General features: G+C 75.0%; 21 protein-coding genes. 2 read left to right on the top strand and 19 right to left on the bottom strand.

The window, feature by feature from the left end; translation table 11 throughout:
* The first annotated feature begins 14 nt into the window (after window positions 1-14).
* On the top strand, window positions 15-3,506 hold the full coding sequence (locus JOF41_RS10705; RefSeq protein WP_209618218.1) for an ATP-binding protein: 3,492 nt from the start codon (window positions 15-17) through the stop codon (window positions 3,504-3,506).
* Here the strand turns inward: JOF41_RS10705 and JOF41_RS10700 are convergent.
* The 12 genes from JOF41_RS10700 to JOF41_RS10645 form a co-directional block, all read right to left on the bottom strand.
* Window positions 3,499-3,720, bottom strand: a complete 222-nt coding sequence (locus JOF41_RS10700) for a hypothetical protein (protein WP_189226449.1) — start codon at window positions 3,718-3,720, stop codon at window positions 3,499-3,501. The genes JOF41_RS10705 and JOF41_RS10700 overlap by 8 nt on opposite strands.
* A 1-nt stretch (window position 3,721) precedes the next feature.
* Complete coding sequence (locus JOF41_RS10695; RefSeq protein WP_229796171.1) at window positions 3,722-4,345, bottom strand: helix-turn-helix transcriptional regulator; 624 nt, start codon at window positions 4,343-4,345, stop codon at window positions 3,722-3,724.
* Between the two features lie 128 nt (window positions 4,346-4,473).
* Window positions 4,474-5,505, bottom strand: coding sequence for an NAD-dependent epimerase/dehydratase family protein (locus tag JOF41_RS10690; protein ID WP_209618215.1), 1,032 nt, complete (start codon window positions 5,503-5,505; stop codon window positions 4,474-4,476).
* A 148-nt stretch (window positions 5,506-5,653) separates the two neighbouring features.
* Window positions 5,654-6,700: a zinc-ribbon domain-containing protein gene (locus JOF41_RS10685; RefSeq protein WP_209618212.1), complete on the bottom strand. Its 1,047-nt coding sequence runs from the start codon at window positions 6,698-6,700 to the stop codon at window positions 5,654-5,656.
* Window positions 6,697-7,236 carry a phage tail protein gene (locus JOF41_RS10680; RefSeq protein ID WP_189226452.1) on the bottom strand — a complete coding sequence of 180 codons (540 nt, stop codon included), beginning with the start codon at window positions 7,234-7,236 and terminating at the stop codon, window positions 6,697-6,699. The genes JOF41_RS10685 and JOF41_RS10680 overlap by 4 nt, the downstream gene beginning before the upstream one ends.
* Window positions 7,233-9,170: a putative baseplate assembly protein gene (locus JOF41_RS10675; RefSeq protein WP_209618209.1), complete on the bottom strand. Its 1,938-nt coding sequence runs from the start codon at window positions 9,168-9,170 to the stop codon at window positions 7,233-7,235. The genes JOF41_RS10680 and JOF41_RS10675 overlap by 4 nt, the downstream gene beginning before the upstream one ends.
* The gene (locus JOF41_RS10670; RefSeq protein ID WP_209618206.1) at window positions 9,170-9,580 is read right to left on the bottom strand and encodes a GPW/gp25 family protein; all 411 of its coding nucleotides are present in this window, start codon (window positions 9,578-9,580) and stop codon (window positions 9,170-9,172) included. Before JOF41_RS10670 ends, JOF41_RS10675 begins: the two co-directional genes overlap by 1 nt.
* Window positions 9,577-9,891 (bottom strand): PAAR domain-containing protein, encoded by a 315-nt coding sequence (locus tag JOF41_RS10665; RefSeq protein WP_189226455.1) that lies wholly within the window; start codon window positions 9,889-9,891, stop codon window positions 9,577-9,579. Before JOF41_RS10665 ends, JOF41_RS10670 begins: the two co-directional genes overlap by 4 nt.
* 44 nt (window positions 9,892-9,935) lie before the next feature.
* Window positions 9,936-11,639: a VgrG-related protein gene (locus tag JOF41_RS10660; RefSeq protein WP_307867363.1), complete on the bottom strand. Its 1,704-nt coding sequence runs from the start codon at window positions 11,637-11,639 to the stop codon at window positions 9,936-9,938.
* Window positions 11,636-12,364, bottom strand: coding sequence for a CIS tube protein (locus JOF41_RS10655; protein ID WP_209618203.1), 729 nt, complete (start codon window positions 12,362-12,364; stop codon window positions 11,636-11,638). The genes JOF41_RS10660 and JOF41_RS10655 overlap by 4 nt, the downstream gene beginning before the upstream one ends.
* Window positions 12,365-12,383: 19 nt before the next feature.
* Window positions 12,384-12,809, bottom strand: coding sequence for a phage tail protein (locus JOF41_RS10650; protein WP_189226457.1), 426 nt, complete (start codon window positions 12,807-12,809; stop codon window positions 12,384-12,386).
* Window positions 12,806-13,801, bottom strand: coding sequence for a hypothetical protein (locus JOF41_RS10645; RefSeq protein WP_209618200.1), 996 nt, complete (start codon window positions 13,799-13,801; stop codon window positions 12,806-12,808). The genes JOF41_RS10650 and JOF41_RS10645 overlap by 4 nt, the downstream gene beginning before the upstream one ends.
* Window positions 13,802-14,630: 829 nt before the next feature.
* Here JOF41_RS10645 and JOF41_RS10640 point away from each other — a divergent pair.
* Window positions 14,631-15,074, top strand: coding sequence for a hypothetical protein (locus JOF41_RS10640; protein ID WP_209618197.1), 444 nt, complete (start codon window positions 14,631-14,633; stop codon window positions 15,072-15,074).
* 646 nt (window positions 15,075-15,720) lie between these two features.
* Here JOF41_RS10640 and JOF41_RS10635 read toward each other — a convergent pair.
* The 7 genes from JOF41_RS10635 to JOF41_RS10605 form a co-directional block, all read right to left on the bottom strand.
* Window positions 15,721-15,879 carry a DUF6760 family protein gene (locus tag JOF41_RS10635; RefSeq protein WP_189226460.1) on the bottom strand — a complete coding sequence of 53 codons (159 nt, stop codon included), beginning with the start codon at window positions 15,877-15,879 and terminating at the stop codon, window positions 15,721-15,723.
* Window positions 15,876-16,340 carry a hypothetical protein gene (locus JOF41_RS10630; protein WP_189226461.1) on the bottom strand — a complete coding sequence of 155 codons (465 nt, stop codon included), beginning with the start codon at window positions 16,338-16,340 and terminating at the stop codon, window positions 15,876-15,878. The genes JOF41_RS10635 and JOF41_RS10630 overlap by 4 nt, the downstream gene beginning before the upstream one ends.
* Window positions 16,337-16,777: a phage tail protein gene (locus JOF41_RS10625; RefSeq protein WP_189226462.1), complete on the bottom strand. Its 441-nt coding sequence runs from the start codon at window positions 16,775-16,777 to the stop codon at window positions 16,337-16,339. The genes JOF41_RS10630 and JOF41_RS10625 overlap by 4 nt, the downstream gene beginning before the upstream one ends.
* Before the next feature lie 41 nt (window positions 16,778-16,818).
* A complete protein-coding gene (locus JOF41_RS10620; protein ID WP_189226463.1) occupies window positions 16,819-18,348 on the bottom strand; it encodes a phage tail sheath family protein in 1,530 nt (509 codons plus the stop codon).
* A gap of 184 nt (window positions 18,349-18,532) precedes the next feature.
* Entirely contained in the window at window positions 18,533-20,584 is a 2,052-nt protein-coding gene (locus JOF41_RS10615; protein ID WP_209618195.1) for an ATP-binding protein, read from the bottom strand.
* Complete coding sequence (locus JOF41_RS10610) at window positions 20,581-21,282, bottom strand: Pvc16 family protein (RefSeq protein WP_189226465.1); 702 nt, start codon at window positions 21,280-21,282, stop codon at window positions 20,581-20,583. The genes JOF41_RS10615 and JOF41_RS10610 overlap by 4 nt, the downstream gene beginning before the upstream one ends.
* Before the next feature lie 28 nt (window positions 21,283-21,310).
* Window positions 21,311-24,403, bottom strand: coding sequence for a hypothetical protein (locus JOF41_RS10605; protein ID WP_307867362.1), 3,093 nt, complete (start codon window positions 24,401-24,403; stop codon window positions 21,311-21,313).
* Window positions 24,404-24,489 lie beyond the last annotated feature (86 nt).

Below are 24,489 nucleotides of genomic sequence, written 5' to 3'. Positions count from 1 at the left end.
AGGAGGGGGAAGGCATGACGGCTCCAACGGCGCAGCCGCTGCGCGTCGCCCTGCTGGGTCCGGTGCGGGCGTGGTCGGGCGAGCGGGAGGTGGCGCTGGGCTCGTCGCGGCAACGCGGCGTGTTCGCGGTGCTGGCGCTGCGCCCCGGCGTGCCGGTGCGGCGGGACGAGCTGATCAGGGGCGTGTGGGGCGATGACGCGCCCGCGACCGCGGAGGGCAGCGTCCACACCTACGTCTCGGTGCTGCGCAAGGCGTTGGAGCCGGAGCGGGCGCGCGGCACGGCTTCCCGGCTGCTGGAGTCGGTCGGCTCGGGCTACCGGCTGGTGCTGGCCCCCGACGCCTCCGACGTGGCCGAGTTCACGGCGCTGCGGGAACGCGCGCGGGAACGGCTCGACAGCGGTGACCCGGAAGGGGCGGTGCGCGCGCTGGACGCGGCGCTGGCGCTGTGGCGGGGCGCTCCGCTGGCGGGGCTGGACGGTCCGGTCGCGCGGGCGCACCGGGTGCGGCTGGCCGAGCTGCGCGCCTCCGCGCGGGAACTGCGCGCCGAAGCGGCGCTGGTCGCGGGGATCCACCTGGACGTGATCGGTGAACTGGGCGCCTTGGTCACCGAGGAGCCGCTGCGCGAGCGCGCGCGGGAGCTGCTGATGACGGCGCTGCACCGGACCGGGCGCAACGCGGAGGCGTTGGAGGTCTTCCGCGAGGCCAGGCGGGTGCTGCGGGCCGAGCTGGGCGTCGAGCCGGGACCGGGGCTGCGCGCCGCCCACGAGCGGGTGCTGCGCAACGAGCAGCCCGTGCTGGGGGGTGTGCCGGTGCCCGACCGCCCCCGCCCACCGGTCGACACCGCCCGCGCGCGGGCCGAGGTGGTGGGCCCGGCCCCGTCGAGCAGGCCGAGCCGGTCCGACACGCGGGCGCCGCTGCTGCTCGGCCGGGACGCCGAGCTGGCCGTCGCGCACGGCCTGGTCGAGGACGTCTCGGCCGGACGCGGCCGGACCCTGTGGATCGAGGGCGAGGTGGGTATCGGCAAGTCCGCCCTGCTCGCCGCCGTGCTGGCCGCGGCGGGTGCGGCTGGGCACCAGGTGGCCCACGCCGCGGGCGACGAGCTGGGCGCCCGGTTCCCGCTGCGGCTGGCCCTGGACTGCCTCGGCGTCGACCCGCGTGCGCCGGACCCGCGTCGCGCGGCCACCGCGCGGGCGCTGCGCGACGACCGGCCCGCCGACGGCTCCCTGCTCACCGCCACCGACCCGATCGCGGTGGCCGTCGACCGGCTGGTGGAGCTGGTGGAGCGGTTGGCCGCGCACCACCCGCTGGTGGTGGCGCTGGACGACTTGCAGTGGTCCGACGAGAGCAGCGCGCGGCTGTGGCACCGGCTGGTCGTCCTCACCCGCAGACTGCCGTTGCTGCTGGTGGGCGTCGCCCGGCCGGTGCCGCACCGCGCCGACGTGGCCCGGCTGCGGCAAGCGGTGAGCACGGCGGGCGGCGCGGTGCTCGACCTGGCCCCGCTGCCCGAGGACACCGTCGCGGACCTGGTGGGCGAACTGGTCGGCGCGCCGCCCGGTCCGGCGCTGCGCCGCATCGCCGCGATGGCGGGCGGCAACCCGCTCTACGCGCGGGAAGTGGCCGACGCGCTGGTGCACGAGCACGCGGTGCGGATCGACACCGGGGTGGCCGAGGTGCCACCCGACGCGCTGGACCGCGCGCCGCGGTCGCTGGTGTCCGCGGTGACCGGCAGGCTGGACTTCCTGTCCGCGCCCACCAGGGAGGTGCTGCGGTGGGCGGCGGTGCTGGGCGGGGAGTTCTCCGTCGGCGCGCTGGCGGTGGTGCTCGGCAAACCGGTGCCCGAACTGCTGCCCGCCTTCACCGAGGCGGTGGCGGCGGGCGTGCTGCGCGACGCGGGCCCGCGCATGGGGTTCCGGCACCCGTTGCTGCGGCAGGTGCTGTACGAGGCGACGCCTGCGCCGCTGCGCACCGCACTGCACCAGCAGGCCGCGCAGGCGCTGGCGGCGTCCGGCGCGGCGGAGGAGGAGGTGGCCGGGCAGTTGTCCGCCTCCTCGGAGGAGATCGGCTCGTGGGCGGTGCCGTGGCTGATGGACCGGGCGCCCGCGCTGGTGCGCTGGGCACCGCTGGTGGCCGTGGAACTGCTCCAGCGCGGTCTGCGCTCGCCCGCCGCGCGCGGTGAGCACGCCGCGACGCTGACCGTCCACCTCAGCAGCGCGCTGTTCCGCGTCGGCCGTGACGCCGAGGCCGCCGAGCACGCCAGGCGGGCGCTGCCCCGGCTGCGCGCGCCGGACCGGATCGGCGAGGCGCGCTGGACGCTGGCCTACGTGCCCTACCGGGCCTCCCGCCCGCACGAGGCGCTGGAGGCGCTGCGCGAGGCGCTGGCCGACCCGGCGCTGACCGACACCTGGCGGGCGCGGCTGCTGTCGCTGCTCGCCCTGGTGCAGCGGGCGGGCGTGGGCGAGCTGGACGCGGCGGCGGCCAGCGCCCGGCAGGCCGTGGCGGCCGGTGAGCGCGCGAACGACCCGTTCGCCACCGGCCAGGCGCTGGGGGTGCTGTGGCAGGTCGACGCGGTGCGGCGGAACTACCCGCGCGCGATCGGGCACCTGGACCGGGCGCTGGAGGTGGTCGGCACCGCTCCCGGCCTGGCCGACCTGCGCTTGGTGCTGCTGGACAACCGGGTCTTCACCCTCCAGTGCCTGGACCGGCTGGACGAGGCCACCGAGTCGCTGGAGCGGGCCTTCGCCACGGCGGGCGCGGGCGCCCCGGTGGCGGGGTTGCAGGTGACCGCCGCCGTGCACCGGTTCTGGCTGGGCGACTGGGACGACGCGGCGGCACGGCTGGACGCGATCGTCGCGGACGATCCGGAGTTCACCGGTTTCGGGCTGCGTGAAGGCGGACCGGTGCTGCTGCTGCACGGGGTCGCCGCGCTGATCGCCGCGCACCGCGACGACGACTCCCGGCTGCGCGACCACCTCGCCGCCGGAGCGGACCTGCCCCTGGTCAGCGTCGCGGATCAGGAGAACTGCGACTTCCTGGTGGCGGCGCGGGCGGCGGAGGCGGCCCGCCGGGGCGAGGACGCGCGGGCGGTGGAGCTGCTCGGCGCGATCCTGGATCCCCGCCACGCGCAGATGATGCTGCGCCACCAGTGGCTGCCCGAGCTGGTGCGGTTGGCGCTGGCCCGCGATGACCTGGCCACCGCGCGGGCCGCCGCGGCGGCTTGCCAGGCCGAGTCGGCCGCGGAGGGCGCCTCGGCGCGGGCGGCGGCCGCGGCCAGGCGCTGCCGGTGCCTGCTCGACGGGGACGCGGACGGGCTGCTGGCGGTGGCGGCGCACTACCGGTCGGTCGGCCGGGTGTTCGAGCTGGCGCAGACGCTGGAGGACCGAGCGGCCCTGCTGTCCCGCCAGGCGCGCACGCCGCAGGCCGAGGAGGCGCTGCGCGAGGCGGTCGGGCTGTACCGCGGGATGGGCGCGACCTGGGACATCCGCCGCGCGACCGCCCGCGTCACCTGAGGCGGTGCCTGCCGCCACCCGCCGAGTCCGGTTCACCGCCGCGGGGCGCGGGCGGGGCGCCGATCACGCCGTCGGCGGACATCGCCCAGTCCGCCTCCGCCGCCCGCGCGGGCCGGGTGACCGGGATGCCCGCGCGGATGCTGCGCAGCGCCACGTCCACGCCGTCGCGCAACCTGGCCAGTTCCTCCACCCCCTGCTCCCCCCGAGCGGTCATCTCAGATCATCCCCTTGCGCAAGGCGTAGGCGACGGCGTGCGGGCGGTTGCGCAGGTTCAGCCGGGTCGTGATGCCGTAGAAGACGTTCTTGATCGTCCGCTCCGAGTAGCACAGCGTGGTGGCGATCTCCGCGGTGTCCAGCCCCTCGGCCATCAGCCGCAGCACGTCGGCCTCGCGGGCGGTGAGCTTGCCCGCGTCGGACGCGGGCGTCACCAGTTCCCGCTGCAACCGCCGCACGTGGTCGAGCAGCTCGGCCACCATGGTCGGCGGCATGACGCCCCCGCCCGAGGAGGCGGCCAGCACGGCGCGCAGCACCCGGTCCCCGGTCGCCGCCGCGCGCGGCAGGATCGCCACCACCCGGCACTCCACGGCGGTGAGCACGTCGGCCTCGCCCACCTCGTCCAGCACCAGCACCACCGGGGTGCGGGACTCCGCAGCCGCCCGGCGCAGGCGCGCGGTCACCTCCCCGGTCAACCTGCTCACCGCCACCACGGTGACGTCGGCCTGGGCCCGCTGGTCTCCCCCCACCAGCACGATCTCGGGACGCGCCCCGAGGTAGCTGGTCAGCCCGGCCATGCTGAGGTGATCCACTGCCTGAACGACGACCCGAACTTGCTGCTCCACCACTGCCTCCCACAGTCCCGGCTTGCACAACCGAGTTTGGGAGGACCGGCTTCACGCGTTCTCAAACACGTCTACAGACCTTCTGCACACCACTCGGGACGTGCGGATTCGCCGGTCGGAAGCCGGTGTCACTCAACACCGGCGCCGATCCCCCGGTCAAGGACTACCTTCGGGACCCCGCTCCAGTACCGGTGCGCCGCCGCCAGCAGGTCGGTCAGACCGCGCGTGGGCCGCCAGAGCGGGTAGTCGCGGCGGAAGCGCCCGGTGTCGGTGAGCCACCACCGCACGTCGGCGTAGCCCGGTTCGGGGTCGTAGTCGAACCGCACCTCCCGACCGGTCAGGTGCTCGTACTCGGCGATGATCTCCAGGACCGAGCCCGCCCGGTCCCGCCCGCCGCCCGCGTGGTAGACCGCGCCCGGCCGGGGGTTGCGGTAGAAGTGCCAGAACATCTCGACCAGATCGGCCGCGTCCAGCACGTCGCGCACCTGCTTGCCGCCGTGGCCGCGGATGGTGAACGGCACGCCGCGCACGGCGTCGCGGACCAGGGTGGGCAGCAGGCCGAGCCGCCCTTCGGCCCCGACCACGGTGCCCGCGCGGAAGACGCCGACGTTCATGCCCAGCCGCCGGGCGTGGTCCTGCGCGGTGAGGTCGGCGGCGAGCACCGGCACGGCGGGGAACGCGCGGTCGGCCCGGTCCAGGCCCATGGACTCGTCCACGCCGTGCTCGTGCCACGGGTGACCGGGGTCCAGCTCCCACCTCGTCGGCGTCTCCACCAGCGGCAAGGCGTTGGGCACGTCGCCGTAGACCTCGACCGTGGACTCCAGAGCGAACACCGCGTCCGGGGCGTGCTGGCGGACCGCTTCCAGCAGGTTGACCGTGCCTAACGCGGCGGTTTCGAAGGACGGCAGCTCCTCGCCGCGATCGCCCCCGGGGTGCGCGGCGGTGTGCACGACCAGCCGCACGTCCGAGCCGTAGTCGCGCAGCACCCCGGTGACCGCGGCGAGGTCGCGCAGGTCCACCGGGTGGGAGCGGAAGTTCGGCGGCTGCTGCCGCCGTGGCCGGTCGCCGAGTCCGACGACGAGGTCGAACCGGGTCGCGAACACCCGAACCGCCTCCCCGCCGACGAGACCGGCCGGTCCGGTGACCACTGCGATGTCCATGTCTCTCCTCACGTTCAGCAGCCACTTCTGTCCATGGAGGGCCGACGACCAAGGGGCCCGAGGAGGTGGTGCGCTCTCCCGGACCGGATCGCGGCTCCCGAGCCCACCGCTGCCCGATCTCCCCGGTGGGACTGCCCGAATGCCGCGGTCAAGGACGGCGGAAGAACTCCACCTCGCCCAGCGCGATGTGCCCGCCCGGCGCCAGACCGGTGGCGGAGCGCACCACGACCCGGACGCGCACCACGTCGCTGATGCCGGTGTCCGTGCGCTGCGGGCCCGGCTGGTCGGCGAGGGTCACCGGCAGCGTGCGCGTGCCGCCGTCCGCGGTGGTCACCACCAGCTCCAGCGACGACGGCCGGGCCTGCGCGACGAAGCCCTCCTCTTCCGCGGACGCGCCCGCGTGCACCACCACCGACAGCAGCCGGAACGGCTCGTCGAAGCCGAAGTCGACCGAGTCGCCCACGGCGGGCGCGCCCCAGTAGCGGTTGGACAACCCGTCGGCGGCGGCAGCGGCCGGGTGGTCGGGCACGGCCGCGCTGGCCGTGGTGCTCGTCGGCGCGACCGGCGCGGGATTCGCGATTCGGTCGCGCAGGTCCTCCCACAGCGCGAGCAGCCGGGGGTGGAACACCCACAGCGCGGCCACCAGGGCGGCCACCACCAGCAGCGCGGCCAGCCTGCGCAACCAGCGGGAGCGGTCGCCGCGCCACCGCCAGCGGCGGCGGCGCGGGCCGCCGGCCGGGCGTTGCCCCTGGTGCAGCGGGGCGGCGCAGCGGCGGCAGAAGCGCCGTCCCGGCGGGTTGGCGGTGCCGCAGTTCGGGCACGGCGGACCGTGCACCGCCGCCTCGGCCGCCGCGGTGGGCAGCGGGCGCTTGGCCTCCGGCCTGCCGGGCAGGACCGGTCCCAGCCGGGCGGCGGGCGGGGGCTCCCCCGGCGACGTCCGGACCGGCGGCATCGGGGCGGGGGGCACGGGGGTTGAGCGGGCCTGGTGCGCGGCGTCGTCCGCTTCGCGCGGCACCGCGTCCACCCGCCCCGCCGTCCGTTCGGGCGGTACCGCCGCCCCATCCCGCGTCGCGGAGCCGCTCCCGGCCGTCCGCCCCGGATCGGCGGCCCAGCCCAGGTAGTTGCCGCAGTTGCCGCAGAAGTCGTCGGTGGGGTCGACCGGGGCGCCGCACTGCGGGCACGACCGCGCGCTCACGGCAGCACCTCGACCACACAGGTGACGTGCACCGGGCACACCGAGGCGACCAGCGCCTCGACCCGCTCCCGGTCCACCGGGCCCGACCGGCCCGGCCGCACCCGCACCACCACCGGCTGCCCCGCCCCGCCGGGCAGCTCGGTGTCCGGCACAGCCGACCAGCGCGCGCCGGGGCCGTCCAGCACCTCGGCGCGCACCCCCAGCGACAGCTCCAGCCGCTCCACCAGACCGCGCGCGGTACCCCGGTTGCGGTGCAGCGCCACGGCGCGCCGCACCACCTCGCGACGCCGCTCCAGCGGCCACCCCGGATCGGTCTCGGCCGCCACCCAGGACGCCAACCACGCCACGAAGTCCTCCGGCGCCAGCGCCGGGTCGAGGTAGGCGGACAGGTTGTCCAAAGTGGACAATATGGCGGACAGCACCGCGTCCAGCCCGGCGGTGAACCGCTGGGTGAACCCGTCCGCGGCGTACAGCGCGGGCAGCATCGCGCCCAGCGGGTGCCTGCTGGGCACCTCCGGGAGCGCCGCCCTGCTCACGGTGCGCCGACCGCGACCTGGTGCTGGTAGGAGAACACCAGCGCGTTGGGCGCGATCTCCAGCCGCTCCACCGGCGCGCCGCGCGCCCCGGTGATGGGGTTGGCGGGGAACAGCCGGACCTCCTGCACCAGCGACACGCCCGCGACCCGCTGCAGCACCGCGAAGACCTCGCCGAACTGGACCGACCTGCCGAACTCCCAACCGGTGCCGTCCTGGCCGCCGCGCAACGGGTTGAGGTAGCGGTGCAGGGCCCGCAGGGCGTCCTCCCGCACCAGGTTGGCGTCGGCCCGCGCCGCGACGAGCCGCGCGACCACCGTGACGCCCTGGTAGCGCGGGGGTTCCACGACCAGGCGCGTGCCCAGCAGTCGCCGCTCGTCCAGCTGCCGCGCCACCGAGGCCAGCACCTCGTCGGAGGGCACCAGCTGCTCGAAGCGCAGCCGGTCGCCCTCGTCGGCGACCGCGTCGGGCACCAGCAGCACCCGCGCGCCGCCCGCGTCGTGCGCCGGCAGGCAGCGCACCCTGGCCAGCGACGGCACCGCCTGCCGGGCGATCAGCTCGTAGTCGGCGGCGGTCACCGCGCGCTCCTGCACCCGCATCTGGTGCGGCACCCGCAGCTTGGCCTCCTCCACGGTCTCGGCGTCCACCCCGCCGGTGGCCGCCTCGCGGTTCTCCACCTGCGCCACGTACGGCTCGGAGCTGCGCAGCACCGAGATCGCGCCGCGCGCCACGTTGCCGGACCGGCCGCCCCCGGTGCGGTAGCGCGGCACCCGCAGGACCGCGCCCTTGGGCGGCACCGCCCCGTAGCGGCGCAGCGTTCCGTCGGCCTCGCGCACCGCGGGCGGGAACAGCACCTCGCCCAGTGCGGCGTCCAGGACCACGTGCCGGTCATCGGGACCGGAGGTGCCGAAGTCGGGCACCGCGGTCCAGTCCTGCCAGCCATCGCCCTCCGCTACCTGCACCACCACCGGCTCGCCGTCCAGCAGCACCGGCGCGTCGGGCAGGGCGAACCGCTGGCCCGGCACGCCCGCCGACTCCCCCAGCGGCACGTCGACCTCGGTGCCCGCGTGCTCGGCGATGGTGGTGCCGCCGATGGTGAACGCCTCGGCCTCGCGCACGGTCGGGGACTCGGCGTAGAAGGGCTGACCGGGCAGGGGCTCGGTGACCCGGCAGCGCAGCCAGCCCGCGCGGTGCCCGGCGACCACCGAGGCGGTGTGCCCGGCGGGGACGTGCAGCACCACGTCGCCGGGCCGGTTGAGGCCACCGGTGCTGTCCTCGTCGACCTCGCACGCCACCCACCCCTGGCCGTCCCAGGCCTCCCACACCAGCGGCGGCTGGCGGGGGTCCACGCCGATGCCCTCGACCTGGCTGTCCAGCCGCACCACCACCGCGCACCGGGGCACGGCGGCGGACAGGCCGAACAGGGTGGCGTCGCCGACCGCCGGAGCGGCCTGGAAGCAGGGCACGTCCTTGCCCGACTCCAGATCCCTGGTGCGGTCGACGTGATCACCGTCGGCGGACCTGGTGACCAGCCGGTCCAGCGCGCAGGGCACGATCGCCAGCTCGTCGGTGGTGGCGAACACGACCTCGTCGGCGGTGTCGCCGCCCGCCGTGGCCACCTCGGTGCCCGCGGCCAGCAGCACGGTCTCCGGCTGCGGCGCGGACAGCCAGAAGGTGACCGCCGCCCTGGCCGCGGTGGGCGGGAACAGCCGAACCCCCAGCAGGTCCAAAAACGCCAGGTAGTTCTTGTCCGGCACCCGGTTGAGCCGGTAGACCAGCTGGTCCACCATGTGCGCGAAGGTCTCGATCAGCGTCACGCCGGGGTCGGAGACGTTGTGGTCGGTCCACTCCGGACTGCTCTGCTGGACGTACCGCTTGGCCTCGTCCACCAGCTGCTGGAAGCGCCGGTCGTCCAGATTGGGCGCGGGCAGTGCCATCAGCCTGCCTCCACTTCCTCGGAGGGGATGGTGTAGAAGGGGAAGACCAGGTTGCGCTGGTCGTTGGTGGAGCGGATGGTGTAGCGCACGTCGATGTAGAGGGTGCCGATCTCGACCGAGTCGAACGCCACGACCACGTCGGTGGTCTCGATGCGCGGCTCCCAGCGGTCCAGCGCGGCGCGCACCTCGCGGGCGATGTCGCCCGCGGTGGCGTGGTCGGCCGGGGCGAACACGTGCTCGTGGATGCCGCAGCCGAACTCCGGCCGCATCGGCCGCTCGCCGGGCGCGGTGCCCAGGATGAGCCGGATCGCCTCCTGGATCTCCTGCTCCCCCTCCACCATGCCGATGCCGCCGGTGGGTCCTACCCGCAGCGGGAAACCCCAGCCCCGGCCGATGAAGTCGGTGTTCACAGCGGTCCTCCGATGAACACGGTCTTCGCGCCCATGACGATGCTGGCCTGGCAGGTGGAGCGGTCGCCGACGACCGCGGCGGGCACGCCGCCGATGAGGACGGTCCTGGGCGGTCCCGGTCGCGGGATGACCACGTTGGACGGCCCCAGCAGGGGGTCGGGCGGTTTGACGCAGGCGTGCACGCTGCCGACCACGGCGGCGGGCACGCCCTCGATCAGCACGGTCGACACCCGCACCGCCAGCGGGGGCGGCGGCGGGGCGAGGGTGCCCCCGTGGGAGGTCTTGTCACCCAGGCGGGCGGCGGGGGGCATGGCGGGTTCTCCTGACGTGTCGTGGTGGTCGGGGCGGGCGCGCTTCAGTTGAGCCGGATCAGCCTGCCTTTGATCTGCACCAGGCCGTTCTTGGCGTCGAGGGTGATGCCGGTGCTGTTCATCAGCAGCGAGCTGAGCACCCGGCGACCGCCCGGTCCGCGCACGGTGAGCTCCAGCCTGCCGCGCTTCTCGTCGATGTTGACCTCCAAGCGCTTGTCGCCGCTGACCAGCCGCACGCCCGAGGTCCTGGTGCCGTCGAGCAGCTCCAACCGGTTGCCCTCGCGGGACACCAGCGAGCGGCGGTTGACCTTGCCGCTGCGGCGGTCGACCAGCGGCTGGTCGTGCGGCGACGGCTCGTCCACCCCGTTGTAGAGCCCGCCCAGCACGTAAGGGCGGTCGAGGCTGCCCTGCTCGAAGCCGACCAGCACCTCGTCGTTGACGTCCGGGCTGAACACACCACCACCGCCCACGCCGCCGAGCTGCACGGTGCGGACCCAGTCGGTCACGTACTTGTCGTCCAGCCACGGGAACTTCAACTTCACCCAGCCGCGCTGGCCGCCCGCTTCCTTGATGTCGGTGACGATGCCGGTGGCCAGACCCGGCATCCGGGTGCCGCGCGCGGGCACACTCGCGCCCGCGACGAGGCCGGCCAGCGAGCGGTCGTGGGAGGCGCTGACCACGACGGTGGTCCGGTAGCCCGCGTCGGGTTCGAGCACGTGCGTCACGGCGGTGGCCGTGTAGCGACCGCTGAACGCCGCGCCCACGCCCGCGAGCGCCACCGGCACGCCCGCGCGCAGCATCGGGTTGCCCTCCACCACGGCCTCCAGCTCGCCGAAGCCCGCGCCGACCGACGCCTCCAGCGACCGCGCCGCCGCGAGCACCTCGGCCTGGGTCGCGTACGGCGTGTCCACCACCAGCGCCCGCGCCTTGGTGCGGAAGCTCTTGCTCGCGGTCAGCGCGGACAGACCGGGCTTGACGGTCTTGCTGGCCGTGGTGCTCTGCTTGGCCACGAACGGCTTCTTCTTGGCCACGTCCCAGCCGCGCACCTCGACGCCGTTGGCCTGCTCCGCGCTGCCCAGGGCGGCCCGCAGCACGAACAGGTTCTTGCCGTACTCCAGCACGCGGGGGTCCTGGTCGGAGGAGGTGCTCGGGCTGGGCGCCGTGGCGGCGGGCTTGAGCTTGGTGAACTCCAGCCGCCCCTTGTCGTCGACCCGCACCAGGGCGCCGTGCTCCTGGGCGAGCATCTGCAGGAAGTCCCAGTCCGACACACCGGGCTGGCTCAGGTGCTTGTAGGTGATGCGCGAGGTCTCGACCCGACCGACGGACAGCCCCGCGTTGCGGGCGACCTTGCGCACCACCGCGGAGGCGGACATGTTGGTGAACGCCTCCACCCGCTGGCCCCGGAACAGCCGGTGCGCCCTGCTCGTGGCCCGCACCACGGTGAAGGTGCCGGAGCTGTCCACCTCCATCTCCACCGCGGTCACCTCGCCGCTGAACAGCAGTTCCCTGGCACCGGTCCGCACGGTCGAGGCGTAGACCTTCAGCACGGTGCCGATGGTGATGCCGGTCGAGGACAGCAGCTCGCGGTCGGCGTCGTTGTAGGTCAGCACGGCGGTGTCGGGCACCCCGACGCTCTCGTCCACCACGCAGCTGACCAGCTCCCGGTCCCAGGGCGCGGGCACCTCGTTCGGCGCCATCACCACGGGGGCCGCGGCGAAGGAGCGCCCGGCGGCGCGGGCGGCGCTCACCGGCTGCCCTCCGGCTCCGGCACGCCGTCCTCCAGAACGGGCACGACCAGTCGGGTGCCGGGCCGCAGCACCAGCGGGTCGTCGATGCCGTTGGCCTCGGCGATGACCCGCCACGCGGTCGCGTCCCCGTACTCGCGCCAGGCCAGCTGCGGCAGGCTGTCGCCCGCGACCACGCGGTGCGTGCGGCTGGCCTCCAGCGCGCCGGAGGTCGGGTTCTGGCCGGGTGTGTCGACCCCCGCCTCCTCGATCGACAGCGAGCAGGTGGCGCGCAGCGGTTTGCCGTCCACGTCGAACAGCGAGTAGTCCACCGACAGGCTCGACAGCACGCCGTCGAAGGACACCGACTTGGCGGTGCCCCACTCGAAGCGCACCCACGGGCTGGCGGGCTTCTTCTTCTGGATGCTCTTCTTGGTGGGCACGCAGGCCACCATCAGCTTCTCCACACCCGTTTCCACGGAGTTGTCGTGGGTGGCGGTGGCGTCGAGGAACACGTCCACGCTCAGCGTGCGCGGCCCGCTGCCGACGAACTCCGGCAGCGACGCCTGGCCCGCCATGCGCGAGGGCTTGCGCCGCCACTCAGTGTTCTTGGCCAGCGCCAGGGTGCCGGGGTTGAACTGGAACTGGACGGTGGACAGCTTCGCCCCCGGTTTCGCGCCGACCTTGGCGGGCGGCTCCATGATCACCAGGCGGGCCTTGACCAGGCTCGCCCCCGGTTTCTTCGGCACGAGGTGGTTCTCCTTCCGATCAGGACGCCTGGAGCCCTTCGTGGGCGAACTCCAGGGTCTCCGTGGCGACCTGCGAGCTGCTGGGGTCGAAGCTGGGGCCCTGCCAGCGGATCGGCACGATGCCCAGCACCTGCCACCGCACGATCGGCGTCAGGTCCGGCGCGAGCGCGACGATCTCGCCGTCCTTGCGCTCGACCTGCTGGAGGGTGTCGTTGAACCAGGCGAGGACCTTGGCCGAGTCCGCGGTGACCGGGCGGGTCATGGTGATGTTGGACCAGCTGATCCGCGAGGGCAGCTGCCAGGTGAACCCGTTGTTGCCGCCCTCGGTGAACTGCTCGACCTCCACCTGCGCGCCCAGCCCTTCGCAGGAGTGGAACGCGCCCAGGTCGTTGCCCGCGATGGTGAGCTGGAAGAAGACGCTGCTGGCGAAGACGGTGCTGGTCATCGGGTGCTCCTCCGGTCGTGCGGACGGCCGAAGCGCTCCCGGCCGTGGCGCAGCTCGTCGCGCAGCTGCCTGCTGATCGACTCGTGGAGCCTGCGCGCGAGGGCGTCGACGTCCAGCGAGGCCGTGCCGTCGTTCGGGGTGTCGGTGGCGGACTTGGCCGCTCCCGGCCGTGCTGTGGTGTTCTCCCTCGGTTCCGCCGGGGCCTCCCGGCGCTGCGCGGTGGTCGGGTTGGCGACCCGCAGCGTGCTGGGCGGTCGTGCGGGGGTCCTGTCCATCTGCACGGTCTTCCAGGTCACCGGCACCGCGCCGGTGGGGGTGCGCGGTGCCGGTGGGCTCCGGTGGGCGCCGGGCGGCACCGGGGTGGTGGACGGGCGCGGCGGCACGACCGGCCGGGCCTGCCCCGCACCGCCGCCGAGGGGTCGCGGCGGTGCGGGCTTCACCGATCGCTGGACCGGCGAGTCCTGCTGCCGCGCGCCCGACCAGCGCGGCCGGACCACCGGCTTGGCCGCGCGGTGGACGGGCGCGGGCGCGGTGCTGGGGGTGCTGGTCATCAGCGGGCGGTTCAGCAGCAACGGGGCCACCGAGGCGGTCGGCTGGTCCGGGTTCCCGCGCGGGAACGGTGGGCGGTCCAGCGCGACAACGGGCAGCGCGGCCCGCCGCCCCCCGGTCGGCTCCGGCCTCCCGGTCGGCTCCGGCCTCCCGGTCGGCTCGGGCACCCCGGCCCGAGGCCGCGCCGGGCGTTCCGCCGACACCGCAGGGGAAGCCGGGCGGCGGCGCGGCGGGCCTTGGCCCGCCGGGGCCGCCGTGGCCGGGACCTCCCGGAGCGGTTCTCCGATGCCGAGCACCGCTTTGCGCTGGACGACCGGGTCCGGTCGCCGTGCGACGGGTGCGCCGGGGGTGGCTCCCGGTGCCACGGCGCTCGCGGGCAGCCGCGTCAGCGGCTCGCCCAGGACTGGAGCGGTCCGCGCCCTGGTGTCGGCTTGTCGTTGCACGACCGGTGAGGCACCCGCAGCCCCGACCGCTCGAGCTGGTGGCAGGCCGGTCCCCTCCCTCTCCGGTGGCGTCGTGGTGCCCGACGACCGCACCGCGGGTACCGGGCGGAGTGGCAGGTCGGGCTGTCGGGCCACGGTCATCGGCGACCCGATCTCGTTGAGCCGCACCGGTCGGCCGGGCGCTGCGGGGGGTGGTGCGGGCGCAGCGGGCGTCGAGCGCTGCACCGGCACCACCGGGAGGCGAGTCGGAGGGTTGGTCGAACGCCTCGGGGGCACAGGGGTACCGGGCGATCCGGCCGCGGTCGCCGGAGATGCGGGCGGAGCGACCGGGTTTCCGGCCGGGGCACCCAGAATCGGCCTTGTCGACGTACCCGTCGAACGCTGCACCGGGCCGCTCGCGGCCGACTGGGCCGCGGTTGTCCCCGAGTGCTGCGCCGAAGGCTTCGGAGCACGGCCCGCTGCCGGTCGGGCCGACGGCTCGGGCGCACGCCGCTCCGGGGACGCCGCCGGAGCAATCGTGGAGCCACCTGCCGCTCCAGCCGAAGGCGCTGCCGCACCACTGCCGAGCGATTCCCCCGACGACGTGGGCGAGTGCCGCGCCAGAGGCAACGCCGAGGGCGCGGCGGGCCCGCTCGTCGGTGAACGCCTCGGAGACTCCTGCGAGCGCTGCACCGAGAGCTCCGCCGCAGACCCCACCAGCGGAGCCACCGGAGACGGCACGGACGGCCGCACGGACGACTGTAGAGATGACTGCGCCGATGACTGCGCCGATGACGGCGCCGTGACATCGGTGGCACCGCCTGTGGTCCGCTCAGTCGAAGAACCTCTCGTGCTCGACGCCGAAGACGCAGGCGGAACCGCCGAAGAGGACGCCGCCTCGACCCCGGTCGAAGACCGCGACGAGCGCTGCACCGAGATCCGCTCCGAGGGCACCACCGGCAGTTCCGGTGAACCAGCTGCCGGGGACTCCGGCGGAGACACCGTCGCGTCCTTGACGGAACCACCCGCCGAACGGTTACCTGGAAAGTCCACAGAGGACTGCCTTGAACGCTGCACCAGAGGCGCAGTCGAGGGCCGCGAAGAACCAGCCGCCGGGGAACCCGTCAACGGCACCACCGAAGACGGCGCCGCCGGGATCACCGGAAGCTCGGGAGAACCAGTCGCCACCGGTTCCGCCGAACCCCGCACCGGGGACACCGCTGCTGTTCCGGCTCCGGTGGGCCGCCGCACCCCGGACACCGCATGGGGATCGGCAGCGCTCCGCCCTGCCTGAGGTGGCACCGAGCGCTGCACCGCGAGTTCCGGCGAAGACCCCGGCGGAACGGCCGAGCCCCCGCCCGCCAGGGATTCCGCCGAGCGCTGCACCGAGCGGTGTGGCTCACCGCCCGGAGCGGACACCGGTGAACCGCCTGCCGACGACGCAGCCGACGACCCCACCGAGGGCTTGGTCGAGGATCTCCGCCACGGCAGCCAGGAAGTCCTCCGTGGAGGCCCCGCCGGGACCTGCGGCGAGGACGGTCGCGCGTCCCGCCCGGTCCGCGCCGGGGCGTCCGGGCCGGACGGGGCCGCGGGCTCCTCGCCGTTCCCCCGCCGCAGCGCCACCGGCAGCGGCCCACCGCCGGAGTACTCGCCACGCCGCACCGTGCGCTGCACGGCCACACCGTGCACGAGCCCCGCCGGGGCGGTCGGGCTGACCGAGTGCCCGAGCCCGGTGCCCAGGGTGTGGTCCTGCCAGGAGGCCAGTCCGTCCCGGAACCGCGTCCCGTCACCGACCGCCGGGTTCCCACCCGGCAGCACCCCGCCCCACGGCGCGACCGCGCGCCAGCCGCCGTCCCAGGCGGGCCGCGCCGGGCGCGCGTGCGGCTCGGCCCCGGCGGCGCGACCGCGTCCCAGGAGCCTGTCCCAGAACGGCACACCGATCACCTCCCCTCGTTCACCCTGGTGTTGATCCGCGCTATCTCCCCGACCCACCGCTGGCGCTCGTGGTGCTCCAGGTCGAGGATTTCCTCGCGCGGCCAGTGGAAGTGGTAGGCCACGTACGCGACCTCCTCGAGCAGCCGTTCGGCCGCGTACGTCACGATTCCCCCAGGCGACCACCGGCGAGGTCCACCTCGAACGCGGTGCCGCACGACGGGCAGGTCACGCCCGCGCGGGTGTGGCCCTCGCTGTTGATGCGCCGGTAGAAGTCCTGGAGGAACGCGATGTCGGTGGCGTACATCTGCTCCACCACGCCCGCGTGCACCTCCCCGACCGTGCCCAGCTCGGTGATGACCTGGCTGAGCAGCACCACGCTGAGGTAACCGGGGTTCTCCTTGACCCGCAGGTCGATCTGCGGTCGCAGCTCGTCCCGCGCGGTGGCCAGACGCATCCGGCCACGGCGGTGCACCACGCCGTCGGCGTCGACGTAGCCGCGCGGCAGCTCGAAGTCGAACACCGTGCGCAACCCGCCCGCCGCGACGGCGGCGGGCCGCTCCGGCTGCGGCTTGGTCTCCTCGACCAGTTCGTCGAGCTGGTCGATGCTGATCGCCCGGCGCCTCATTCGACCTTGATCTCCTCGAACACCAGGGTGACCTTCTCGGTGGCCGCGCTGGACTCACCGGCCTTGAGCGAGGGGCCCTCCCACTTGCTGGCCCAGCCGTTGATCAGCTGCATCCGCCGGACCGAGTTGCCCTCGGTGTCCTTGACCTCGATGGTGATGTTCTGCCTGGCCGCGGTGACCGCGCCCTTCTCCAGGGTCTCCTTGAGCCACTTGGTGAACTCCTCGCTCTTGTCGAGCCCCCTGGTGATGGTGACCTCGCCGCCCTTCTGCGCGCCGGGCTGCTTGCGGATCAGCGGCTTGCCGGTGGAGGTCACCTGGAAGACCTCGACCACGTCCTCCTCGACGGTCAGGCCGCTGACCTCCTGCAGCGACTCGACCATGAACCCGCCGAGCTGGACGCCGAAGATGTGTGTGGAGAGGGCATCGCCTTCTGCCATGGGTGCTGTCGCCTTTCTGGTTCACGCGCCCCGCGAGGGGCTCATTCGCTGACGAGGCTGGTGCTGTCGGAGAACTGCGACAGCCGGAAGATCACGAACTCCGCGGGCTTGACCGGCGCCACGCCGATCTCGCAGACGACCTGGCCGAGGTCGATGGACTCCTGGGGGTTGTTGTCCCGGTCGCACTTGACGTAGAACGCCTCCGCCGGGGTGCGGCCGAACAGCGCGCCCTGTCGCCACTGCTCGGTCAGGAAGGCGGTGATGTTGCGCCGGATGCTGGACCACAGGCGGTCGTCGTTGGGCTCGAAGACGACCCACTGGGTGCCGATGAGGATCGACTCCTCCAGGTAGTTGAACAGCCTGCGCACGTTCAGGTAGCGCCAGGCCGGGTCCGAGGACAGCGTGCGGGCGCCCCAGATGCGGATGCCCCGACCGGGGAAGGCGCGCACGCAGTTGACGCCGATCGGGTTGAGCAGGTCCTGCTCGCTCTTGCTCAACCGGTAGTCCAGGTCCACCGCGCCGCGGATGACCTCGTTGGCAGGTGCTTTGTGCACGCCCCGCTCGGTGTCGTTGCGCCCCCACACCCCCGCGATGTGGCCGGAGGGCGGCACGACGGTGTTGCGGCCGGTGGCCGGGTCGAAGACCTTGATCCAGGGGTAGTACAGGGCCGCGTAGCGGGAGTCGTAGCCCGCCTCGTCCATGCGCCATGCGCGCACCTGCTGGGCGGACAGGCCGGGCGGGGCGTCCAGCACGGCGACGCGATCGCCCATCTGCTCGCAGTGGGAGATCATCGCCAGCTGCACGGTCTTGACGCCTTCGAGGTCGATCATGCCGCGCTGGTAGGCGCTCATCAGGTCGGGCGTGACGACCATGGTGACCTCGTCGATGCTCTCCAGACCGCCGAAGCCGGTGCGCGCCTCCGGGTCGCCGAGGTACTCCTGCGCGTCGAGCTTGGCCGGGGCCGCCGCCGCACCGCCCGCGCCCGCCGCGGGCAGCGCGACGGACTGCTTGTCCGGCCGGGCCAGCGCACCGCTGGACTGCTCGGTGACCCCGATCAGCTTGGAGCGCTCGGACACCTGGGTCACGACGTAGTTCTTGGCGTTCTTGCGGGTGGAGACGTCGTAGCTCTCCGCGATCTTGCCGCCTTGGCGGACCAGCAGCTTGAAGCGGTCCTCGGGCGGGTTCTCGCCGTCGGCGTCGGTCACCTCGACCGCGATGTCCGCGCCCGCGCCCGGCAGCGCGGCGATCCTGAGGCCGCCCAGCCGCACCGGCTCGGGAGCGGGCGGCTCGGGCTCGCCGTCGGTCGCCGCGCCGCCCACGCGAACGACGTACGCGGCGCCGCCGCCGTTGGCGAAGTAGCCGTACACCGCGTGCGGCAGGTAGGCGCCTTCGGTGAAGCCGCCGAAGTTCTGCACGTACTGGTTCCAGTTGGCCACCAGCGTCGGCCGGTGGAAGGGACCGTTCTCGGCGAAGCCGACGAAGGCGGCCACCGCCGTGCCGACGCCCTCGATCGGCCGCGCTCCGGACTGGACCTCCTCCACGTACACGCCTGGCGAGAGGTACTGCGGCATGGTCGCTCCTGTCTGGTGTCCGCTGCTGCCTGCACCAGCCTGCTGCCAACCCTCGCGCGCGGGCAGGTCCTGCGGACCTCGACCGGGGGCAGTGCCGTTGCCTCTAGAGGCATCCGCCGCGGCACACGGCGAAGCGCCCCGGTGCCGATGGCACCGGGGCGCTCGGTTCACGGTGTTGTCGGGGTCACCCCGGCACCGCGAACCACGGCCCGAACTCGCTCTCCAGCACGAGCCTGCCGAGCTTGCGGTACTCCTGGCGCACCGAGGTCACCAGGTCGGCCATGGTCACCGGGCGGTCCGCGGCGGCGGCCAGGTACGCCGCGGTCACCGCGCACGCGCGGATCGACCCGCCCGCCAGTTCGAAGCGCTCGGCGCAGAACTCCAGGTCCAGGTCGTCCGCCCTGGGCAGTCCCGGTCCCAGGCAGCGCTCCCACAGCGCCCGGCGCTGCTCGACGTCGGGCATCGGGAAGTCCGCGATGACGTCGATGCGCCGGGTGAACGCCTCGTCCACATTGGAGCGCAGATTAGTGGTCAGCACCGCGATCCCGTCGAAGGACTCCATGCGCTGCAACAGGTAGGCGGACTCGACGTTGGCGTAGCGGTCGTGGGCGCTCTGCACCTCCGATCGCTTCCCGAACACCGCGTCGGCCTCGTCGAACAGCAGCACGCCGTGCACCCCGGCGGCCTCGGTGAAGATCCGCTCCAGGTTCTTCTCCGTCTCACCGACGTACTTGTCCACCACCGTGGACAGGTCCACCACGTACAGGTCCATGCCGACCTCGGCCGCGACGACCTCCGCGGACATGGTCTTGCCGGTGCCGGACTCGCCCGCGAACAGCGCCACCACACCGCGCCCGCGCCCACCGCCGGGGCGCATCCGCCACTGCCCCAGCACCCGCTCCCGGTGACGCGCCCGCACGACCAGTTCGGCGAGCTGGCTGCGGGTCCGCTCGGGCAGCACCACGTCGTCCCAGCCCACCCCCGGCACCACCCGCCTGGCCAGTCGGTCCAGCCCGGCCGCGTTCTGCGCCCGCACCCCGGCCCGCACGTGGTCCAGGCCGACCGGCCTGCCCTCCAGCGTCGCCAGGCGGGTGGCCACCGCCACCGCCCGGTCGATCTCCGCCGAGCCCAGCCGGTAGCCCGCCAGCTCGGCGGAGAAGGCGGGCTCGCCGCCGAGCGCGCGCGCCCACCACGCCGCGCGGGCGGCGGGCGGCGGCGATGCCAGCGGCACCGACAGCACCGGCCGCGCGGTCCACCTCGGATCCCAGTGCTGCCCGCTGTGCAGGACCACCGGCACGTCACCCGCGACCGCGTCGAGCTCGCGCACCAGCCGCACCCGCGCGGGCACCAGCGGTTCCAGCGGGCCGAGCACGATGCCCGCGCCGCGCAGCCTGGCCTCGCGCACGACGGCGGCGAGCACGGCGGGCAGCTCGGCGTCGTCCCGCTCGGCCAGCGCCGCCACGTCCAGCACCACCGCGGCCCGGCCCGCGGCGGCCAGCGCCGCGACCGCCGCGGTCCCCGCGTCGCCGCCGGTGTCGCGCAGGTGCACCGGGGTCACCCCGGCGCGCAGTCCCGCGCCGAGCCGTTCGGGCAGCTCCCCGTCCGGGGGGTGCGCCCGCGGCACGATGCGCGCCAGCCGGGCCACCACCGGGTCGGGGGTGTCGTCCCCCAGCAGGTGCGCCACCACCCGGTCCGGCACGCCCAGCACCCGCGACAGCGCGGGGGCCGTCGGGTCGCGCACCTCGACCAGGCCGCCCGCCACCAGGGGCGCGGTGGCCGCGAGGCGGAAGCGCCCCGGTCCGGCCACCGACGCGCCGCACAGCCGCAGCGCCAGCCCCACCGTCGGGCGTCGTCGGGTCACGTCGTCGTTGAGGTAGCCGTAGAGCTTCTCGAAGCGCGCGTCCACGTCCGGGGCCATCGCCACGAGCAGGAACTCCACGTCGAGGGGGGTGAGGCCGAAGTCGCGGGCGAGCGCGACGAGCCGGGGCTCGGGGCCGCTGTCCGGTCCGGAGCCCGGTTCGGGGTGCTCCAGCGGCGGCTGCCGGGGCTCGGCCAGCACCCCCTGCACCGCTTCGGGCGTGAGGTAGAGCCCGCGGTAGGGATCGCCGGGATCGGGGTCGTCGGCCAGCCGCGCGTCCACCGCCCGCCGCACCCGCGCCTCCACCGCGCCGAGCCGGGCCCACAGGTAGCGCAGGTCGGCCTCGCGCCGCGGATCGGTCCGCTCCGGGTCGGTCATCGGATCGGTCCGCCGCCGCGGGGGCGGCGCCCGGTGGGCAGCGGTCGGGGCCTGGTGACCGCGAACCCCTCGCCCTCGGCGGTGGTCGGCCCCTCGTAGCGCAGCCTGCGCGCCGCCTCTCCCGCCGCGTGCTCGGGCAGCGCCCGCAGCACCACGCCCTCGGTCACCGGCGGACCGGCGGGGGTCCACTCGCCCGCCAGCGGCGAGGTCACCTTCAGGTCGATGGCGGGCTTGAGCTCGCCGCCCAGCGCGGACCACAGGTCGGCGACCGCGCGGCCCTCCGACACCGGTCCGGCCGCCTCCAAGGCCACCGACAGCCCCAGCTCGGCCAGCGAGCCGGTCAGCCACCGGGAGGCCAGCTTCTCCGTGCGCACCAGGCAGGTCAGCGCCTGGGACAGCAGGCGGTGCTCGTCCTGCGGTCGGTTGGTCCACGCGGTGACCAGGTAGGACAGCACGAACCAGCGCGTCGGGCCGCGCCAGCCCAGCAGCACGCCGTCGTCGTCGTGCACCTCCAGCGAGCCGGAGCTGCGGCGGGCCCGGTCCTCGCGGATGTCGTAGAGGAACACGCTGACCGCCGGGGCGGTGCGCCGCGCGGTCCACTCCTTGGTGGGCGGGTCGAACGCCAGCTCGCCACCACCGCCGGGCACGCCCGCGTCCACCAGCAGCCTGCGGATGCCCTCGTCCACCTCGTGGATCACGGGCGCTCCTCCTCCTTCGTCCTCGGGATCACCGGCGGGCCACCATGTCCGGCGGTCCGATGGAGCCGGGCACCACCAGGAACGGCGTGGTGGCGGGGCGGAAGCCGAGGCCGGCGGCGGTGATCGTGCGGGGTCCGGTCTGGTCCTTGGGCAGGATGAGCAGCTGCGCGGTGAACCCGCCGTCCGCGCGCGGGACCGTCGGCGCCGCGGCCGCGGTGATGCCGGGCGACCAGGTCAGCCGGACCGGGACGCCGGGCGGGAAGTCCACGCCGCGCACCGAGGTCACGAAGCCGGGCTCGCCGATCGGCGGCACGGCCACGATGCGCGGCAGCAGCACCCGCATCGGCGCGCTCGCGGCGTTGTCACGGGGGTCGGCGTCGGTGCCGGTGGTGCGCAGCGCGCCGCGCACGGTGGTCTGCAGCGGCGCGTCGGGCGCGAAGAGCACCTGCACCACCAGGGACGCGCCGGGCGCCAGGTCGGGCAGCGCGCAGCCCGCCGCCGAGCACCCCGGCGGCAGCGCCGCCACCGGCACCCGCTCGGGCAGCTGGAAGTCCAGCCGCAGCCCGGTGGCCAGGCCGCCGCCCCCGTTGCGCACGGTGTAGGTGGCGGTGGCCCGCCCGCCGACGTAGGAGGGGTCCGGCTGCACCACCACGGCCACGCCGGGGCCCGCCGCAGGAGGCGGAGGGGGCGGCGGAACGGGTTGGGACGGGGTGGGCTGCGGGGACGGGGAGGGCTGGGGCGGGTCGGTCACCGGTTCGCGCACCGGGACCTCGGTCCGCGCGGCGTTGTCCGAGGGCCGCACGTCCAGCACGCCGCCGGTCACCGACCAGGTGACCCGGTCGCGGCCGGGCACCAGGCCGACCAGGTCCACGGCGACCCGCGCGCTCGCCCCGTCCTCCAGCGCGCCCAGGTCGCAGCGCAGCGCGGTCGCGTCGCAGGAGCCCCGGTCCGGGCGCAGGTCGGCCACGCGGACGCCGCCGGGCACCGCGATGGTCAACGCCGTGCCCGGCGAGGTCGCCGGGCCGCGGTTGAGCACCGTCACGGTGGCGGTGGTGGTGGCCCCGGTCTCCAGCTCGGGCACGGCGGGCGGCGCCTGCACCGCCAGGTCCACCGACGGCTGCCAGGTGGGCTCCTTCTGCCTGCCCGGCAGGGTGCGGGTGATGCTGCCCAGCTCCCCGGTGGTGGGGTCGAGCACGCCCAGCTCCTCCGGGGAGCGCACGTCGCCCACGCGGCGGGCGGTGACCGCCAGCCGGTCGCCGTCCGGGGCGAAGGCCGCGTCCCTGGGCTGGAACGGCCCGGTCGGCGGCGCGGTCTGCGGCGTGGCGCAGGTGCCCGGCCCGGTGGGCAGCACGACCCGGCACGCGCCGTCGGGCAGCGAGACCTCCAGCAGGCCGTCGAACTCCCGGTTGAACACCAGCGCGCCGCCGTCGGGGCGGAACGCCGCGCTGTCGTCGGTGACCTCGCAGTCGAACCCGCACACCTGTCGGGACAGGTCGCGCTGCTGGTCGAGCTCGCCCGCGCGAGCGGTCCAGATGTGGTTGTCGCGGACCTCGCCCTCCGGCCCCTGCGTCACCAGTCCCCTGGTGAAGGCCAGGGTGGTGCCGTCCGGGGACCACGCGGGCTGGGTGTCCTCCAGACCGGCGGCCTCGGGCGGTGGGCGCAGCTGCCCGACCACCGCGCCGGTGGCCACCTCCACCACCACGATCCGGCTGTTCCCGGCGTTGGGCGGCACGCCGCCGGGCGAGCGGCGGGCGAAGGCGATGAACCGGCCGTCCGGCGACCACGCCGGGTCGAACTCCCAGTCCGCGACCTCCCGGTCGGCCACCGGGAGCCTGCGCGGGTCGCCCCCGTCCGCGTCGACCAGCCACAGCCGCTGAACTCGGGTGTCCTCCACGTTCTCGAACCGGGTCACCACGATGCCGCGCCCGTCCGGGGAGTACGCCTGTCGCTGGGTCCACGGGTCGAATCCGGGACGCGGGTGGAACAGCAGGTTGGGGTCGTTGACGCTCTCCGGGTCCTCGCGCAGCACGGGCAGGCCGAGGTCGCGCGGGTCGCCGCCGTCGGGGCGGATGTCCTGCAGGGTGGCCGTGGAGCGGGTGGGCGCGGTGGTGCGGGAGACCAGCAGCCGCGGCGGTGTGCCCGCCAGCCATGCCGGGGAGCCGACCTGCCGGTCCTCGGCCAGCAGCAGGCCGGGCGGGGCGGTCACCGGCAGCCCCGGCGCGGTGTCGGCCAGGTAGACCTTCTCCACGTTCGGGTCGGCCGGGCAGCTGCACACCTGGTCGTGGCTGAGGAACAGCAGCCCCGCGCCGTCGGGCTGCCACACCGGCCAGCGGCTGCGCCACCCGGCCTGGTCGCCGCCCAGCAGCGGGGTGGCGGCGCCGTCGCCGTCGAGCACCCGCACCTGGGCGGGCGCGTCCGCGCCTCGGTCGAGGGTGTAGGCGATGCGGCCGTCGCGCGGGTTCCACGCGGGTTCCACCGCCGCGCCGTCGGGTTCGTCGGTCAGCCGCACCGCCGCGCCGCCCGTGACCGGCTGGCGGTACAGCTCCGGGGCGCCGTCGCGGTCGGCGGAGAAGGCGATCTGCGCGCCGTCGGGCGAGAACGTCGGCCAGGTCTCGTCGGCGGGACCGGTGGTGAGCCTGCGCGGGGCGGTGCCGTCCACGCCCACCAGCCACAGGTCGCGCTGCCCGTCCTCGGCGGAGTCGAACACCACCGTGCGCAGGTCCGGCGACAGCTGCGGGTGGCCCGCGTCGTGGTCCTCGGTGAGCCTGCGCACCGAGCCGTCGGCGGCGCGCAGGTAGACCTGGGGCCGCGGCCCGTCGCGCAGGCTGGTGAACACCACCAGGCCCCCGCGCGCCGAGACGTGGTCGTCGAAGTGCGCGAGTCCGGCGCCCATCAGCGGCTCACTGGGGTCGAGCCGGTCGGGCACCGGATCGGCCACCGCGCCGATGCCGCGGTGGCCGGTGCCCGCGTAGGCGATGCGGCCCGCGACGGCGGGCTCGTCCTGGCGTGCCGCCGCCGGGGCCGGTGCGCTCACGTCGCGCACCACGACCACAGCGCACAGCACGGCCAGCGCGGTGGCCGCGGCGACGCCTCGGGTTCTCGCCCTGATGGACAACTTCACACCTCCGGTGGCGGGTCTGCCCGGAATCGTGGCCGCCGCGCCGGTGCGGTGCCGAGGTCCGCGCGGGCAGCACCGGGGAAAGGCAC

Source organism: Saccharothrix coeruleofusca, from assembly GCF_017876325.1.
GTDB lineage: Bacteria > Actinomycetota > Actinomycetes > Mycobacteriales > Pseudonocardiaceae > Actinosynnema > Actinosynnema coeruleofuscum.
The sequence above is the reverse complement of the archived record's forward strand: the minus strand, read 5'-3'. Positions and strand labels throughout refer to the sequence as shown.